Annotated in this window: 14 protein-coding genes and 2 rRNA genes; 12 read left to right on the top strand and 4 right to left on the bottom strand. The window is 68.2% G+C overall.

What is annotated here, in order from left to right; all coding sequences use genetic code 11:
- The 6 genes from G3I71_RS50285 to G3I71_RS10870 form a co-directional block, all read left to right on the top strand.
- Positions 1–105 (top strand): 23S ribosomal RNA (locus tag G3I71_RS50285); the annotation flags it as partial.
- Between the two features lie 97 nt (positions 106–202).
- Positions 203–319 (top strand): 5S ribosomal RNA (gene rrf, locus G3I71_RS10890).
- Positions 320–402: 83 nt separating this feature from the next.
- Positions 403–1047 (top strand): HAD family phosphatase, encoded by a 645-nt coding sequence (locus G3I71_RS10885; RefSeq protein WP_164313745.1) that lies wholly within the window; start codon positions 403–405, stop codon positions 1045–1047.
- Between the two features lie 101 nt (positions 1048–1148).
- The gene (locus G3I71_RS10880; protein WP_343242914.1) at positions 1149–1883 is read left to right on the top strand and encodes a VC0807 family protein; all 735 of its coding nucleotides are present in this window, start codon (positions 1149–1151) and stop codon (positions 1881–1883) included.
- Between the two features lie 93 nt (positions 1884–1976).
- Positions 1977–3224 carry an MFS transporter gene (locus G3I71_RS10875; protein WP_164313744.1) on the top strand — a complete coding sequence of 416 codons (1248 nt, stop codon included), beginning with the start codon at positions 1977–1979 and terminating at the stop codon, positions 3222–3224.
- A complete protein-coding gene (locus G3I71_RS10870) occupies positions 3175–4350 on the top strand; it encodes an acetoin utilization protein AcuC (protein ID WP_164313743.1) in 1176 nt (391 codons plus the stop codon). The genes G3I71_RS10875 and G3I71_RS10870 overlap by 50 nt, the downstream gene beginning before the upstream one ends.
- Before the next feature lie 24 nt (positions 4351–4374).
- Here the strand turns inward: G3I71_RS10870 and G3I71_RS50280 are convergent, their stop codons facing one another.
- Complete coding sequence (locus G3I71_RS50280; RefSeq protein ID WP_203729841.1) at positions 4375–4809, bottom strand: hypothetical protein; 435 nt, start codon at positions 4807–4809, stop codon at positions 4375–4377.
- Positions 4810–4850: 41 nt separating this feature from the next.
- Between G3I71_RS50280 and G3I71_RS10860 the strand changes: the two genes are divergently transcribed.
- The 5 genes from G3I71_RS10860 to G3I71_RS10840 all read left to right on the top strand — a co-directional run bounded on the left by G3I71_RS10860 (position 4851) and on the right by G3I71_RS10840 (position 8813).
- The gene (locus G3I71_RS10860) at positions 4851–5666 is read left to right on the top strand and encodes a phosphatase (protein WP_164313742.1); all 816 of its coding nucleotides are present in this window, start codon (positions 4851–4853) and stop codon (positions 5664–5666) included.
- 130 nt (positions 5667–5796) lie between these two features.
- On the top strand, positions 5797–6009 hold the full coding sequence (locus G3I71_RS10855; protein ID WP_004984898.1) for a helix-turn-helix domain-containing protein: 213 nt from the start codon (positions 5797–5799) through the stop codon (positions 6007–6009).
- Positions 6010–6182: 173 nt separating this feature from the next.
- Positions 6183–6281: an AURKAIP1/COX24 domain-containing protein gene (locus tag G3I71_RS10850; protein ID WP_003948845.1), complete on the top strand. Its 99-nt coding sequence runs from the start codon at positions 6183–6185 to the stop codon at positions 6279–6281.
- 279 nt (positions 6282–6560) lie between these two features.
- Positions 6561–7667 (top strand): NAD-dependent epimerase/dehydratase family protein, encoded by a 1107-nt coding sequence (locus tag G3I71_RS10845; protein ID WP_164313741.1) that lies wholly within the window; start codon positions 6561–6563, stop codon positions 7665–7667.
- 48 nt (positions 7668–7715) lie between these two features.
- A complete protein-coding gene (locus G3I71_RS10840; protein WP_164313740.1) occupies positions 7716–8813 on the top strand; it encodes a lysophospholipid acyltransferase family protein in 1098 nt (365 codons plus the stop codon).
- Between the two features lie 102 nt (positions 8814–8915).
- On the opposite strand, the gene G3I71_RS10835 is transcribed toward G3I71_RS10840, so the two are convergent.
- The 3 genes from G3I71_RS10835 to G3I71_RS10825 form a co-directional block, all read right to left on the bottom strand.
- Complete coding sequence (locus G3I71_RS10835; RefSeq protein ID WP_164313739.1) at positions 8916–10223, bottom strand: DUF5667 domain-containing protein; 1308 nt, start codon at positions 10221–10223, stop codon at positions 8916–8918.
- A 314-nt stretch (positions 10224–10537) separates the two neighbouring features.
- On the bottom strand, positions 10538–11308 hold the full coding sequence (locus G3I71_RS10830) for an ECF subfamily RNA polymerase sigma factor, BldN family (RefSeq protein WP_164313738.1): 771 nt from the start codon (positions 11306–11308) through the stop codon (positions 10538–10540).
- Positions 11309–11659: 351 nt separating this feature from the next.
- Positions 11660–12613, bottom strand: a complete 954-nt coding sequence (locus G3I71_RS10825; protein WP_164313737.1) for an HAD family phosphatase — start codon at positions 12611–12613, stop codon at positions 11660–11662.
- A gap of 148 nt (positions 12614–12761) precedes the next feature.
- On the opposite strand from G3I71_RS10825, the gene G3I71_RS10820 reads away from it, so the two are divergent.
- Positions 12762–13037 carry a glutaredoxin family protein gene (locus G3I71_RS10820; RefSeq protein WP_164313736.1) on the top strand — a complete coding sequence of 92 codons (276 nt, stop codon included), beginning with the start codon at positions 12762–12764 and terminating at the stop codon, positions 13035–13037.
- Positions 13038–13098: the final 61 nt, after the last annotated feature.

Below are 13098 nucleotides of genomic sequence, written 5' to 3'. Positions count from 1 at the left end.
TAGATGGGGTAAGGCTCCCAGTAGACGACTGGGTTGATAGGCCAGATCTGGAAGCCCGGTAACGGGTGGAGGTGACTGGTACTAATAGGCCGAGGGCTTGTCCTCAGTTGCTCGCGTCCACTGTGTTGGTTCTGAAACCACGAACAACCCCACCCCTTGTTTGGTCACGGGGGTGGTGCGGTTGATATGTGTTTCACCGTGTTTCGGTGGTCATAGCGTGAGGGAAACGCCCGGTTACATTCCGAACCCGGAAGCTAAGCCTCACAGCGCCGATGGTACTGCAGGGGGGACCCTGTGGGAGAGTAGGACACCGCCGAACAAATATTGCGAAAAGCCCTGTACCGGGTTCACCGGTACAGGGCTTTTCTGCGTTTCCGGCCAATTGTCATTTAGGGTCAAGTTATGCGCTATGACCTCGTCATTTTCGACAACGACGGTGTTCTCGTCGACAGTGAGTCGATCTCCAACACGCTCCTGGCGGCCTATCTCACCGAGCTCGGACATCCGACCTCGTACGAGGACTCCCTTCGCGACTACATGGGGTCCGCCATGCACCGCGTACACGATCTGGTGGAGGAGCGCAGCGGGCGGCGGTTGCCGGACGACTTCGATGACGTCTTTCACGGTCGGGTGTTCGCTGCCTTCGAGCGGGAGCTGGAGCCGGTGGCCGGCGTGGTCGGCGTACTGGAGAAGTTGCGGGCCGACGGAGTGCCGTACTGCGTGGCTTCCTCCGGGAGTCATGAGCGGATTCGGGTGGGGCATCGGACTACCGGGCTTGCGGGGTGGTTCGACGGTGGGCGGGTTTTCAGTGCGCAGGATGTGGGGCGGGGGAAGCCGGCGCCCGATCTGTTTCTGTACGCGGCGGAGCGTATGGGGGTGGCGGCTGAGAGGTGTGTGGTGGTGGAGGACAGTCCGTTGGGGGTGCGGGCCGCTGTTGCCGCCGGGATGGACGTGCTCGGGTTCACCGCCATGACTCCGGCCGAGCGGCTGGTCGGTGCCACTCAACTCTTCGGCAGCATGGACGAGTTGGCTGAGCTGGTTGTGTGAGGTCGGGCACGGGCTGCGGCTGACAATTGTCATCCCCGGGTCTGGACGATCGTTTCTGTTGGCGGGGTGGGTGTGACCGCGAGGCTTGAGGCATGACAACAGTGACGACGAACTCGGCCTCCCTTGGCCGGAGCCTTATGCCCCTGGTCCTCGACGTGGCGGTTCCCGTCGGGTCGTACTACGTGTTCAAGAACGGGCTCGGGATGAGTGCCGTCGCCGCGCTCGGGTGGAGCAGTGCCGTTCCCGCGGTGCGGACCGGGTGGAGTGTGGTGCGGGGGCGGACGGTCAATGCGATGGCCGTGCTCATCCTCGCTGTCAATGTCGTGGGGGTGCTGCTCAGTTTCGTCGCCGGGGATGCGCGGCTGATGCTCCTGAAGGACAGCGGGGTCAGCAGTGTCGTCGGGATCGGGGTACTGGTGTCGGTGCGGCTGGGGCGGCCGATGATGACCGAGGGGATGAAGCCGTTCCTCGTCAGGGGCGATGCCGAGCGTGCCGCCGCCTGGGAGCGGTTGGGCTCCGGGTCCACGCGGTTTCGGCGGGCCGAGCGGATCTTCTCGGTGGTGTGGGGCGTGGCCCTGCTGGGGGAGTGCGTCGCGCGGATCGTGGGAGTCTGTGTCCTCCCCGTCGACACCATGGTCTGGCTCGGCACCCTCGTGATGGTCGGGGCGATGGTGGTGGCCGTTCTCGTCGGCGGTGCGCTTGCCGTTGATCCCATGAAGGGGATGCTCCGAGACGAGGTCGCCCGGTATCGCGATCGCGGCAGCGATGTCATCGTGGCTGGAATTGGCGCCGGTATCGGTACCGGTTGTGCCGGTGTCGTCGCTCAGAGTGCTTAGTGGGGCGTTGTTCATGGGTGATATCAAAGGTGAGCAGAATTCATCTTCCGAATCATCTACCCACGAGTAAGCCGGGGCCCTACGCTCGCCGCCATGACAGATGTGCTGCGGCGCGGCAGGGCCTCGCTGGCGTTCAGCTTTTTTGCCCAGGGTGCTGCCTTCGCGCTGCTCGTGACACGAATCCCGGCCATCCAGGACCGGTACGGCATTTCCGACGGGTTGCTTCCCCTCTTCCTCGCCGCCGTGCCGGTGCTGGCCGGGGTCGGCAGCGTCTGCGCGGAGCAGTTGGTGAAGCGGGTGCCCCCCAGCCTCGTACTGAGGTGGTCGCAGCCCGTCGTACTGCTGGCGCTGCTCGGTGTCGGTGCCGGGGACCATGTGGCCGAGGTCGCTGTGGCCCTGGGGGCGTTCGGGCTGGCCGTCGGTGGGCTCGACGCCTCGATGAACATGCTCGGGGTGAGTCTGCAGCGGGCGTACGGGCGCAGCATCATGCTCGGGTTCCATGCGGCGTTCAGCCTGGGCGGGATCATCGGGGCCTCGCTGGCCTGGGTCGGCGCGCACTGGCATCTCGCCCTCTTCGTGTCCTACCTGCCCGTGGTGGCCGTGATGTTGCCGGCCGCGCTGCTCGGAAGCCGGTGGTACGTCGACGCGAGGGACGGGGGAGGGGCGGAGGCGAAGTCCGGCTCGGAGCCGACTGACGCGGTTCCTGAGGGGGCCGCCTCCGGTGCTCTCGTTTTCAGGATGCTGCTGCCGCTGTGCCTGGTGATGACCTTCGCCTACATCGGGGACTCGACAGTCTCCAACTGGAGTGCGAAGTATCTGCAGGACGTGCTCGGGAGTTCGGAGCAGCTCGCGACCGTTCCGTACAACGTCTACATGGTCACCACGCTCATCGGGCGGACCATCGGGGACGTCGGGGTACGGAGGTTCGGGGCCGTGGCCGTCGTACGGGCGGGGGCGCTGGTGGCGGCGCTCGGGTTCGGTGTGGTGGCCGTGGCGCCCGGGGCGTGGGTCGGGATGCTCGGATTCACGTTGCTGGGGCTCGGGTTGTGTGTGATCGTGCCGCAGACCTTCGCCGCCGCCGGACGGCTGTTCCCCGGGGCTTCGGATGCCGCCGTCGCGCGGCTCAACATCTTCAACTATGTGGGCTTCCTGGTCGGTTCGCCCCTGGTGGGGGCTCTGGGTGATCTGTGGAGCTACCGGGGGGCGATGCTCGTTCCGATGGTGCTTGTCCTGGTGACGTTGAGGTACGCGGGGTCGTTCGATCCTGGACCTTCCCGATACGGTGACAAGCATGAGCGGCCGCGCACAGCTGATGTGGGACGAGGCAGTAACGGGGTATGACTTCGGTCCGGACCACCCGATGGATCCGGTCCGGCTCGTCCTGACCCGGCGACTCGTCGACGCCTTCGGGCTCGACCGGGAAGTGGACGTGGTCTCGGCGAAGCCCGCCGGGGAGTCGACCCTGCGGCTTGTGCACCGTGAGGACTACATCGAGGCGGTCAAGGCGGCCTCCGCCGATCCGGGGGCGGCCGACCCGGCGTACGGACTGGGGACGGCCGACGATCCCGCCTTCGCCGGGATGCACGAGGTGTCCGCGCTGATCGCGGGGCAGTCGGTGGGGGCCGCCGAGGCCGTGTGGCGCGGGGAAGCGCTGCACGCCGTGAACTTCGCGGGCGGCCTGCATCACGCGATGCCCGGGGGCGCGTCCGGGTTCTGCATCTACAACGACGCCTCGCTGGCCATCGCCCGGCTCCTGGAGCTGGGGGCCGAGCGGGTCGCCTACGTGGATGTGGACGTGCATCACGGGGACGGGGTCCAGGCCGCGTTCTGGGAGGACCCGCGGGTTCTGACGATCTCGCTGCACGAGCATCCGCGCACGCTGTTCCCGCAGACCGGGTGGCCCGAGGAGACGGGGGCGGAGGGCCCGGCGGAGGGGAGCGCCGTCAACGTGGCGCTGCCAGCAGGGACCGGGGACGCCGGGTGGCTGCGGGCCTTTCACGCGGTCGTGCCCGAGCTGATCGCCGACTTCCGGCCGCAGGTGCTGGTCACCCAGCACGGGGCCGACACCCACTTCGAGGATCCCCTCGCGCATCTCGCCGTGTCGTTGGACGCGCAGCGGGCGGTGCAGGTCGCCTGTCACGACCTCGCGCACGAGTACGCCGACGGGAAGTGGATCGCCCTGGGCGGGGGCGGATACGCGGTGGTGGAGGTCGTACCGCGGTCCTGGACGCACCTGGTGGCGATCGCAGCGGGGCGGGCCGTCGAGCCAACGGCCGTGATCCCGGAGGGGTGGCGGCAGGAAGTGTTCGCCCGTACGCGGCAGTTGGCGCCGGCGCGGATGACGGACGGGCGGTGGCCGGTGGCCTACGCCGACTGGGAGTCGGGCTACGACCCCGCCGACCGCCTCGACCAGGCGGTCGTGGCGGCTCGGCGGGCCGTGTTCCCGCTGCGTGGGCTGCTGGCGTAGGGCGCGGCCTATTCCGTCCGGCTGTCAGCCGGTCAGGGGCAGAGACCCGTCGTGCTGTTGTAGGAGATGTCGATCGTGCCGCTCCACTCCAGGCACTGGACGCCCGCCGCGGGCGTCCAGGTGGACCGGTCCCGCGTACTCCTTGAAGGAGCCGTAGTCCCTCGCGGGTGCGCCGGAGGTGGGTGAGGTGTCGAGGGTGACCTCCATGAACATGCGGGTGCCCGGCTTGGCGCGGACGAGGACGGCGCAGTGCTCGCGAGTGGTGTGGTTGTAGATGACGTACGCGGTGCCGGCACCGGTGCCGTTGGTCGGCCGGGCTGCCGCTGTACACGTGAGAGGACACCCGGGAGCCCGTACGACCGTAGTGGTCGTTTCCGTCGCTGTTCCGTCACCGGTGCAACAGCCTGCCTGGAGGCGGAGGTTCGCGGTGTTACGCCAACTGTGCGGTGTTTTCGGCATTCCCGCAGTGTCCGGTGCCGCCGTCCGTCACCATCGCTTTCGTGCTGAGTGCCGGGGCGTTGCGTGCCCATCTCCTGGCCGCCCGTCTCGCCGGGCCGGTGGCCACCTCGCGGGAGGAGAGTCTGCGGAGTTATCGGCTTTTCGCCGCCCGTGATCCCCGGGTGATGATCGGACTCGATCCCGAACGGGCTTGGCGGCAACGGGATCTGCTCCAGTTGATGGCCGACAAATGTGGGGTTTCGGCCGATCCGCAGTGCACCTCCGGATGTGATGTGATCGACCCGGAACGGACGCTCGTGGCCCTCGACGCCTTCGCCGAGCGACTCTCCGCAGCCGTACGGCGCCGGGCTCCCGTACTCCTGGGCACCGGTCACCCGCATCGACTGCTCGGTTTCTACGCCACATTGGCGGACGCTTTGTCGGCGGCGGGATGTGCTGTTCTCACCCCAGCGCAGGGTAGCTCTGTCGACATAACGACCCGGTTCGGTCTACGCACGTACAACCTCGACTACGTACGAGGAGTCGCGCTCGTACGGGAACCGGGTGCTGGGGCCGCCGGGCGTGAGCCGGGCGCACACACGCACTCTCCGCTCCCGGTTCGGACCGCTCTGACGGCCGCCGCCGAGGCCGGTGGGACGCTCCCGGAGCTGGTGATCGGGGACCACGGATGGGTCTGCGGTGCAGGTCAACTGGGGTTCGAGGCCATCGGGTTGGCCGATACGGACGATCCCGCACTCTTCGTCGGAGAGGCAGAGGGGCGCGTGTCCGTCGTAGTTCCACTTGATGACGCTGTGCGGTCTGATTACTACCGGCCGATTACCCGCTACGTACTCAATCGAGCGTGTCTGTCACAGTAGGCCGCCGATGGGTGCACCTCTTCCCCACTCGCATCACCCGCCCCTACATTGGGGAGTGAGCACGCAGCGACGAAGAGTCACCGGAAGGGGAAGCCGGTGGCCAGTCGAGTGCGGAAGGTTCGGGTGTGTCATGGCTGCAGCTGGCGAGAGGCCTCTGAACGAGGTTCAGTTCCTGACCGTGGCGGAAGTCGCCTCGGTGATGCGAGTGTCCAAGATGACCGTGTACCGGTTGGTGCACAGCGGTCATCTGCCCGCGATTCGGGTGGGGCGGTCCTTCCGCGTCCCCGAGCAGGCGGTTCACGAGTACCTCCGCGAGAGCTATGTGGGGGTGGAGACAGCCTGACGGCGGTCGAGGGGGGGCGGATGGGGACCCTCAGGGCTTTACCGGGTCCCCCTTGATCTCGTTGATTCCCCTCGATTACGACCTCAGCGCTCGGACGGGTAGGCTGGCCCCTTGTAGGTCGTATGGGCCCATGGCGCCCAACGCCGAGTGATGAGAAGTGAGCGAGGGTAGTCGTGGGCTCTGTTATCAAGAAGCGGCGCAAGCGGATGGCCAAGAAGAAGCACCGCAAGCTGCTGAAGCGCACGCGCGTCCAGCGTCGCAACAAGAAGTAGTAGTCGGTCCGATCGCGAGATCGGGAACCGCTGCTTCTCCGCGACGCAGTGAAAGCGTGAGCGTGAGTACGAGCATGAAGGCTGTGGCCCCCCACCGGTTTCCGGTGGGGGGCCACAGTCGTATTAGCTTGTGCGTACGACTGCGTGGCACTTTGGCTTGGTCTGATCGTACGTTCGGCGTCCTCGTGACTTCGTGCATCGGGCAGTCATCACAGCGCAACAACAACCCGCTAGGTTGGGCTGCACACGGGAAACACGGCTGGAAGGAAGGCGCTGATCTTGGGCAAGGTCGTGCTCGTGACCGGAGTGGCCCGTCAGCTGGGGGGCCGGTTCGTACGGCGGATCCAGCGTGACCCCCAGGTCGACCGGGTCATCGCCGTGGACGCGGTTGCCCCCGAGCACCATCTGGGCGGCGCCGACTTCATCCAGGCCGACATCCGGCAGCCCACCATCGCGCGGGTGCTCGCCGAGACGAACGCCGACACGGTCGTGCACCTGGACGTGACCGGCATCGCGCTGGGCAGTGGCAGCCGGGTCGCGCTCAAGGAGACCAACGTCATCGGCACCATGCAGTTGCTGGGTGCCTGTCAGAAGTCGCCCTCGGTGAAGCGGCTGGTCGTGAAGTCCAGCACGAACGTGTACGGCTCCGCGCCCCGGGATCCGGCGGTGTTCACCGAGACCACGTCGCCCAAGGCGCTGCCCAGCGGAGGCTTCGCCAAGGACGCCGTGGAGGTCGAGGGATACGTACGCGGGTTCGCGCGGCGCAGGCCCGACGTCGCCGTGGCCGTCCTGCGCTTCGCCAACATCCTGGGGCCGACCGCGGACTCGCCGCTCGCCCAGTACTTCGCGATGCCGGTCCTGCCGACCGTGTTCGGCTACGACCCACGCCTCCAGTTCGTGCACGAGGACGACGTGATCGAGGTCCTGCGCATCGCCTCGCGCGAACCGGAGCGCGGAACGCTCAACAGCGGCACGTTCAACATCGCCGGCGACGGAGTCCTGCTGCTCTCGCAGTGCTCCCGGCGGCTCGGCCGTCCCACCATGCCGCTGCTGCTGCCCGCGGTCACCTGGGCCGGCTCGCTCGTGCGTACGCTGGGCGTGACGGACTTCTCGCCCGAGCAGATCCGGCTGCTCACACACGGCCGGGTCGTGGCGACGAACCAGATGCGCGAGACTCTGGGGTACCAGCCGAAGTTCACGACCGCCGAGACGTTCGAGGAGTTCGCGCGCGTCCGCGGTCCCGGTCTGCTGCCGCCGGCGGCCCTCAGGCGGGTGGTCGACCGGATCGCCGCGCTGCCCTTCGCACCCTTCGCGGGCAGCGGTGGTGCCCGTGCCACGAGCTCCACGACCACCACAACAGTCACGACAACTGCCGAAGCGACCTGACGGCGACAGCCCACCGACGCAGAGCGCCAACCGAGGAGCGCATCAACGATGGCGGATGCCAAGGTCATTCCGTTCGACGACGACAGGTCCCGCACGGGTGCCGCCCCGCGGCCGTCGCGCCGCCGGAGCGCGGGGAGCAGCCGGCGCAAGGGCGAATCGGCGGTGGTTCGCGAGGTCCAGCCCCTGCCGGGACGGGCCCGTCCGCAGGATGATGTTCAGGTGACACGAGAGCAACAGCCGCCCCAGCAGTCCCAGGACCACCCCGGGCACCAGTCCCCGTCGCCCGCCCCGGGCGGCGGCGCCGTCGGCGGCCTGGAGCGGCGTATCGCGGGCGGTCTGTCCTTCCTGCGGCGCCGGCTCACCGGGGACTACGAGGTCGACGACTTCGGCTACGACGAGGAACTCACCGACCAGGTCCTGATGTCGTTGGTGCGCCCGCTGTACGAGAAGTACTTCCGGGTCGAGGTCAAGGGCATCGAGAACATCCCGGCCGAGGGTGGCGCCCTGATCGTCGCCAACCACTCCGGGACGCTGCCGCTGGACGGCGTGATGATGCAGGTCGCCGTGCACGACAACCATCCGGCGGGCCGCCATCTGCGGCTCCTCGCGGCGGACCTGGTCTTCATGCTCCCGGTGATCAACGAACTGGCCCGCAAGGCCGGTCACACCCTGGCCTGCGCCGAGGACGCGGAACGGCTCCTGGAGCGCGGCGAACTGGTCGGTGTGATGCCGGAGGGCTTCAAGGGCATCGGCAAGCCGTTCAGCGAGCGGTACAAGCTGCAGCGCTTCGGGCGTGGCGGCTTCGTGTCGACGGCACTGCGGCAGGGCGCGCCGATCATCCCGTGCTCGATCGTCGGGGCCGAGGAGATCTATCCGATGATCGGCAACGCGAAGACGCTGGCCCGGGTGCTCGGCTTCCCGTACTTCCCGATCACTCCGACGTTTCCGTTGCTGGGTCCGCTGGGCGCGATCCCGCTGCCCACGAAGTGGACGATCCAGTTCGGCGAGCCGATCCGCACGGACAGCTATCCGCCGGAGGCGGCCGAGGACCCGATGCTGATGTTCAACCTGACGGACCAGGTCAGGGAACAGATCCAGCACACCCTCTACAAGCTGCTGGTGCAGCGGCGGTCGGTCTTCTTCTGACGCCGGTTCTTCGTCCCGGCTGATGCGCTGATGCTCGTACGACGGTTGGGGGCGCCCTTCTTGGCGAAGGGCGCCCCCAACCGTCGTACGGCCCGACTGCTTCTAGCTCGCGTCCTCGCTGTCGATGCCCAGGCCGGGCAGCAGGCCCGGGAGGAGCGGTGGGAGCGTGACGTCCGGTTCGGTGGTGGACGGGGTGGTTGTCGAAGGGGACGCCGTGCCGCTGTTCTGGGGCGGGTCGAGGAGGCCCCCGGTGTTGCCGCCGAGCAGGCCGTCGCTGCTGGCGCCGGAGGCGGACGGCTTGGGGTTGCCGCTGCTGGAGCCGCGCCCGTCGGTGGAGTCGCCGCCGGTGTTGCTGGGCGCGGCCGACCGGTCGGAACCGGACGAACCCGTGCTCGACTCCGGCCCGGAGCCTTGCCGCTGACCCCCGCCACCTCCACCGTTTCCGCCGCTTCGGGAGGGGGGCTTCGGGAGCAGGGACTGGAGCGGGGCGACCTCTTGGTCTATGGCGTCGAAGACCGACGACACCTCCTGGCTCACGTCCCCGAGCTGCACGGGGAGGCGGTCCCGCAGGGCGCCCCAGGCTTCGCGGTGGGAGCGGGAGAAGGCGTCCAGGGCCTGGATGGGGCCCAGGGAGTCCGGGTCGCGCTGATACGCCGCGTGCAGCAGGCGGTGGCCCTCCGAGACGTCGTGCCGCATACCCGAGAGGGCGCGGCGGATCTCGCCGAGCGACTCGTGGTCGAGCTGACCGGCGCGGTCGCGCTCCATCAGCCGGCGGGCCTCGTTGAGCCGGGTCGAGGCCTGGTCGAGGTAGACCTGACCCCGTTCGCTGTCGCCGTCGGCCAGGTAGTTGAGCTTGACGTCCTCGATGCCGCGCTTGAGGCCGTAGAGCGAGTCACCGGGCAGGGCGTCGGAACTGGCAGCGGCGACGCCGCCGAAGGCTCCGGCGGCCACACCCACGCTGAGTCCGCCGGCGGCGAGACCCTTCGTCAGCCGTGTACGGGGTCGCAACTTCCCCAGCCCGCTCGCCCGGTGAGCGCCCTTGGCCCGGGAGCGCTGCTCGGGCACCAAAGGGTTCGCCGCCTCGCCTCCCGGCACCGTGCCGTCCCGCAGCATGGCCTCCATCGCGGCCACCAACTGGGCCCGGTGGACGACCTTGACAGCGGGGTCGAGCACCGGCTTGGGTAGCTCGCCGAGACCGGTCGCGAGGGCCACCAGTCGGTTCGGTTCGGTCTGTTCCGCCCGGTGTTCCGCCTGGTGGTCCGCCCGTTCCGCGGCAGCCGGGGCCGGTTCCGGTGCAGCGTCCGGTGCCGGTCCTTCGGGCTGTTCGGCCGCCGAGTCCCGGTCGGACAGCTCCTCCAGGGCCTGGGCGAAGGCGTTCGCCCGCCGGTGCGCCGAAACGTTCGCGATCACTGGCGGCACCTCCTCTCGTCATGACGGTCGGCTCCCCAGGGGGTCCTGAGGGTTGCACATCCCTGACCACATCCACTCGATCGGGTGATCGGAGACGGCCAGGGAGTGACCACAGGGAGCCTGTATCCCGCACAACGAGTGGCGCGGCACTTGGGTTACGGACGGCGGATGATCGGACCGCGAACTCAACCCACTTTCACGGAAGGTGAGTTGGCGGTCGCTGAGTGTGCGGTACCCGGGCGGGCGAAAGCGGGGCGAGTCGGCGGTGCGGTGCGGGGTGCGGTGTGACGTGCGCGGAGTACCTCTTACGGTGCTCAGCGCGCGTCTTCCGGGAGGAGCCGGGCGAGTGTACGGACGGCGCGGTACTGGAGGGTCTTGATGGCGCCCTCGTTCTTGCCCATCACGCGCGCGGTCTCGGCGACGGACAGCCCCTGCAGGAAGCGCAGTGTCACACACTCCTGCTGCTGGGGGTTGAGCCGTTTCACGGCGTCGAGGAGAGCGGCGTTCGAGAGGGACTCCAGGACGGAGTCCTCCGGTGAACGCTCGACCTCGTTGGCGTCCAGCATCTCGCCCGTGGTCACTTCGAGCCGGAAACGGCTGGACTTGAAGTGGTCGGCGACGAGGTTGCGGGCGATGGTGACCAGCCAGGCGCCGAAGTCGCGGCCCTGCCAGGTGAAGGTTCCGATGCGGCGCAGGGCGCGCAGGAACGTCTCGCTCGTCAGGTCCTCCGCGGTGGCCTTTCCGCCCACCCGGTAGTAGATGTACCGGTACACAGTGTCGCTGTACTGGTCGTAAAGGCGGCCGAAGGCATCGGCCTCACCGGCCTGGGCACGCTCGACAAGGTCCATCATGCGGGCGCTGTCGCTGTCCGCGGCGGGGCGGCGAGGGGTGGCGGCACCGGCCGCACGCCCTCGGCGGCCGACCGCGGCGGTGCCGTCGGCCAGTGCGTAGCACGGGCCGATTGGTGCGGCGGTGGCGAATACGGGTACGGCGTACGCGGTGGGGACGAAGCCGCGCAACAGGTCTAGGACCGTTGCGCGCAGCGTAGCCAGGCCCGAGGCGTCAACCCCGACGTGTGGGTACACGGGACTCCCAGAGGCAGAGCTTCCATCACGTGCAGTGCGGGACCGTTCACCCGTCGTAGCGACGGAGGGGTACCGGTTTGCGTCTGAGGAGAATAACGCTTCGTACAGGCACTGCTACACCCGGTTGCTCAAATCATCGATTACGTCGCTTCTGTTACCTATTGGCGCCCGTTCAAGTGCCGCAGTGTGACAGGTTGTTGATCGATCAAGACCGAGTTGAGCTTCGCTCAGGGCGTGTTGTGGCTGTGTACGGCCAACGGGACTGGTGGAGGGGTTACGGCAGTAATCCGGGGCGAATGATTGTTTCCCGGCTCTGAAGGGACCCCGTGGGTCAGCGGCCGACCCTGTGGGTCAGCGGCGGCGGCGGTGCAGGGCGATGGCTGCCGCCGTGCCGCCGGCCACCGCTCCTACGCCGGCTGCCGCCGGGATGCCGACCTTCGCCGCCTTGCGGGCGGTGCGGTAGTCCCGCAGGCGCCAGTCCAGTCGGCGGGCGTGCTTGCGGAGCTTGGCGTCCGGATTGATCGCGTAGGGGTGGCCGACCAGGGAGAGCATGGGGATGTCGTTGTGCGAGTCGCTGTACGCCGCGCAACGGGTCAGGTCCAGGTCCTCCGCCGTCGCCAGGGCGCGTACCGCCTCCGCCTTGGCCGGGCCGTGCAGGGGTTCGCCCACCAGTTTGCCCGTGTACACGCCGTCCACCGACTCCGCGACCGTGCCCAGGGCGCCGGTGAGGCCGAGGCGGCGGGCGATGACCGTGGCGATCTCGACCGGGGCCGCCGTCACCAGCCACACCTTCTGGCCCGCGTCCAGGTGCGCCTGGGCCAGTGCGCGTGTGCCCGGCCAGATGCGTTCGGCCATGTACTCGTCGTAGATCTCCTCGCCGATCGACATCAGTTCGGCGACGCGGTGGCCCTTGACGATGGAGAGGGCGGAGTCCCGGGCGTCCTGCATGTGCTCGGGGTCCTCGATGCCGGCCAGCCTGAACCACGCCTGCTGCCAGGCGAATCGGTAGAGGTCGCGGGACTCGAAGAACTTCCGCTTGTACAGGCCCCGGCCGAAGTGGAAGATCGCGGCGCCCTGCATCACGGTGTTGTCGAGGTCGAAGAAGGCGGCGGCCCTGACGTCGCCGAGGACGGGGAACGCGGGTTCCCCCGCTTCCTCCGCGTCGCCCGGCAGTTCCGGCGCAGGCGTCAGTTCCTCCAGCTCCTGGGAGGACTTGCGCGCTGCCTCCGCCGAGGCCTCGCCTGCCAACACGCTCCGCGCCGTGGCGGAGCGCCTACGGGGAGTGAGCCATCCGAGAGCGGCCATGGCGTGAGCATAGCCAGTTTGTTCGGTGCTTCCGGAGCCGAGAGGTTCGGAGGTTGTGAACTCTCCGCGACCGCACAGTTAAAGAACTGGTTCGGGTGCTGTGCCGGGGCGTCGGGCAGCTCCTTGTCCGGCGCGGGACAATGGCCGTATGGGTCCCCTCTTTCGGCGCGTCGAGCGTCGTACGCCGCAGTCCCGGCTCGTCACTCTCATCCGGAAGCCCGGTTGTCATTTGTGTGATGACGCACAGGGAGTTGTCGAGAAGGTGTGTGCCGATCTTGGGGTGCCGTGGGAACAGAAGGACATCAGTCAGGACGAAGAACTCAACCGTGAGTACTGGGAACAGATCCCCGTCGTGCTCATCGACGGCGCCCAGCACACGTTCTGGCGCGTGAGCGAAGAACGTCTTCGCAAAGCCCTCACATAGATTCCCGATGGATTACCGAGTGGTCGAGTTCTGACCAAGTGCTGACCGGGCAGTCCAAGTG

The organism is Streptomyces sp. SID12501 (genome assembly GCF_010550245.1).
Taxonomy (GTDB): domain Bacteria; phylum Actinomycetota; class Actinomycetes; order Streptomycetales; family Streptomycetaceae; genus Streptomyces.
The sequence above is the reverse complement of the archived record's forward strand: the minus strand, read 5'-3'. Positions and strand labels throughout refer to the sequence as shown.